Here is a 3,204-nt window from a genome sequence, read left to right as displayed (position 1 = left end):
CCGAGGGCCGTCCGGTCGCCGGGACCGGCCGCGGGGCCGCACCCCCGCACCCCCGCGCCCCCGCATCCTGTACATGCGCCGCACACGCAGACAGGCAGACAGGCAGGCAGGCATCCGTCGAGGCCGCCACCGGGACTCCTCTCCCCGGTGGCGGCCTCGACGCATGTGCACGCGGGGGGCCGGACACGCGGCCGAGGCCGGCGAGGTGTTCACGGCGTGAACACTCGGGCTCTCAGCCCGTGGGTCCGGCTTTGACGGACCCGCGAGGTGTTCACGGCGTGAACGCTTCCCGCGGCAGCACGCCGGGGGCGCGGCGCTCAGCCCGCCAGGGGGAGGGAATCCCGGGGGGAGGGCGGCTCCGCGAGGACCCAGCGGCCGCGGCCCGCGCGCTTGGCCTCGTACATGGCGGTGTCGGCCGTGCGGAGCAGCTCGCCGGGAGTGGTGTCCTCGCCGGCCACGGCGATGCCGATGCTGGCCCCCACCAGCAGCTCGTGCCCGCCGTAGCGGACCGGTTCGGCGACGGCCCGCAGCAGCCGCTCGGCCAGCGGGATCACGTCGGCGTGCACCGAGGGTTGCGGGCACAGCAGCGCGAACTCGTCACCGCCGAGCCGTACCACCAGGTCCTCCTCCCGTACGGCGGCGCGCAGCCGCCGGGCGATCTCCACCAGCAGCGCGTCACCGGCGTCGTGGCCGTGGGTGTCGTTGACCTCCTTGAAGCCGTCCAGGTCGATGTAGAACAGTGCGTCCCCCGCCGAGCGGAGGTCCAGGCGGCCGGTGAACGTACGGCGGTTGGCCAGGCCGGTCAGCGGGTCGTAGGCGGCCTGGTAGCTCAGGAGCCGTTCGGCGCGTTCCTGCTCGCGCACGGCCGTGGTGAACCGGGTGAGGATGAAGGCGCCCGCGGCGACGGTGGCCAGCAGCATCGTGACGCGCTGCCCGGTGGGCAGGGATGCCTCCGCCACGGCGATCGTCGGGGCGGTGACCAGCGCCAGCCCGAGGAAGACGACGCGGGACGGGTGCAGGGTCCGGACCGCCGGGCCGGGGCGGGTCAGCTCGGCGCGGCCGGGGTGCAGTGCGGCGATCACCATCAGCGCGTTGCCGAACAGGACCAGCCCGCCCATCGGGCTGAGGTCCTCCACGTTCATCAGCGGCAGCAGCCCGTAGGACAGGTCGGTGACGATCCTGGTGCCGGCCGCAGTGACCAGCAGCCGGGTGGGGGTGCCCCGGGTGCCGGGGGACAGCACGAGCAGCAGGACCGCCGCCACGATCAGCACGTCGCCGAGCAGGTAGCCGGTGTCGAGCCAGACGCCCGCGGTGTAGCGGCCGCCGCTCTCCCGCAGCGCCGGGACCACCAGGAGCCGCCACATCCCGAGCGCCGCGGCGGTGGCGAGGGTCAGCATGTCCAGCAGCGGTTCGCGCAGCTGCCCCCGGGCCCGGCGGCGGGCCATCAGCATGATCGAGGCGCCGATCGCCGCGTACCCGGCCAGCCAGGGGGCGTCCATCCAGCCGGTCGGGTCGGACTCCGGGAACACCCAGTAGAAGAGCGACGCGACCAGGTCGCCGATCAGCCAGCACGTCTGGGCGGCGGCGAGCATCAGCCACGGCCGCCGCTCGTCCCGGGCGGCCAGGCGCAGCGCCGCCCACCAGGCGGCCGCGCACACGGCCGCGTACCCGGTGAAGTACACGGCCTCGCCCGCCGGACTCCCCGCCGTCACCACGGTGAGGACGGAGGCGAGCACCGCGCCCGCCAGCATCAGGCGGGTACGGCGAGCCGCCGGCGGCAGCGGCCGGGTGCGGAGAGAGGCCATGACACTGTGATCGGCCGCTCACCGTCCGTCCTTAGCGGGCGGCCGGGCGAACCGCCCCCCGGAGACCGGCCGGGTCCGGAAAAGGCGTCAAGAGTGCGTCTCCGGTGCCGAACCTACGGTGATGAGACCGGCGGCCGGCGCCCGCGGGGTCCGGGGACGGGCCGCGCGGGCGCCGGCCGTCCGCGGCGGAACACCGCCGCGCCCGGCAGCCGCCCCCGCGCCGGGTCGGAACGCGGTACCGGAGAAAGGCAGTGCGCATGGAAGCGCCGTTGACGGCCCTGGTCTTCACCCTGTCGGCGTTCGTGGCCTTCACCGTGGCCGTGACCGGCCTGCGCCGGCGGCGCGTGACCCCCGCGGTGAGCGCGGTGGCGGTGCTCGCCGCCGCCGTCGGCACCTGGTCCATGGCCGACGGGCTCCTGCTCCTGGACGCCGGCCTGGAGAACGTGCAGCCGCTGCTGGCGCTGAAGTTCGTGGCCATCGGCGTCATGCCGGCGGGCTTCTACTGCCTGTCGCTGGCGGTGACCGACCGGGCCTGGCGGCCGGCGCGGGACCTGCTGCCGTGGCTGGCGGTCGAGCCCGTGCTCACGGTGGTGGCGCTGCTGACCAACCCCCGGCACCACGGCTTCATCTCCGCCCTGGACCCCGACAACCTGTGGGGTCCGGCCGAATGGGTGCCCGGCCCGCTGTTCTGGGCCCACACCGCCTACAGCTACACCCTGATCGCCGTCGGCATCGGCCGCCTGGTGCGGGCGTGGCTGCGCGGCCCGCGCGCCCAGCGCGGCCTGTACGGCTCCACCCTGCTCGGCGTCCTCCCGCCGCTCGTGCTCAACGCCGTCAGCCTGGTCGGCATCGTGCGCGTCGACTACCTGACGCCGGTCGGGTTCTGCGTGACGGCGGTCGTCTTCTACTGGACCCTGGTACGGCGCTCGCTGCACGAGCTGGTCCCGGTGGAGCGCGCCCGCCTCTTCGACATGATCGGCGACATGGTCATGACGGTCGACGCCGCCGGCCGCATCCTCGACCTCAACCCGGCGGCCGAGCGCGTGCTGCGCCGGATCGTCCCGGACGCGCCCGTGCGCCTGACCGGGCTGCCGGTCCTCGACGTGTTCGGCGGCGTCCTGCTCGCGGACCGGGCGGAGCCCGGCGCGGTGCCGCCCGCCGACGGGGCCGGGGGCGGCGAGGCCGGGGGCGGGGGCGGGGGCGTCATGACGGTGGCGGACAGGCGCGTGGAGCGGACCGGCGCGGCGGCGGTCGGCCCGGACGCCGCGGCGGCGTCCCCGCCGGTGGACGAGGGCGGCAGGGACTACACCCTGGTCGCGCCGGACGGCCGGACGGTCGAGCTGGACGTGCGCGTCAGCGCGCTGCGCGACAGCCGCCAGACCACCATCGGCTGGGCCTT

2 protein-coding genes are annotated in these 3,204 nt (G+C 75.6%); one reads left to right on the top strand and one right to left on the bottom strand.

Translation table 11 applies throughout. From position 1 onward, the window contains the following. Positions 1-317 precede the first annotated feature (317 nt). Positions 318-1,805 (bottom strand): diguanylate cyclase domain-containing protein, encoded by a 1,488-nt coding sequence (locus ABD823_RS34190; protein ID WP_344867061.1) that lies wholly within the window; start codon positions 1,803-1,805, stop codon positions 318-320. Positions 1,806-2,062: 257 nt separating this feature from the next. Here ABD823_RS34190 and ABD823_RS34185 point away from each other — a divergent pair. Next, on the top strand, positions 2,063-3,204 hold a 1,142-nt coding region (locus ABD823_RS34185), incomplete at its 3' end, for a histidine kinase N-terminal 7TM domain-containing protein (protein ID WP_344867058.1).

It is taken from the genome of Planomonospora alba, from assembly GCF_039534085.1.
Lineage (GTDB): Bacteria > Actinomycetota > Actinomycetes > Streptosporangiales > Streptosporangiaceae > Planomonospora_B > Planomonospora_B alba.
The sequence above is the reverse complement of the archived record's forward strand: the minus strand, read 5'-3'. Positions and strand labels throughout refer to the sequence as shown.

Bases quoted from the DNA above. Each gene is read 5' to 3' on its own strand.
- ABD823_RS34190 (WP_344867061.1), bottom strand. From the start codon at position 1,805: ATGGCCTCTCTCCGCACCCGGCCGCTGCCGCCGGCGGCTCGCCGTACC.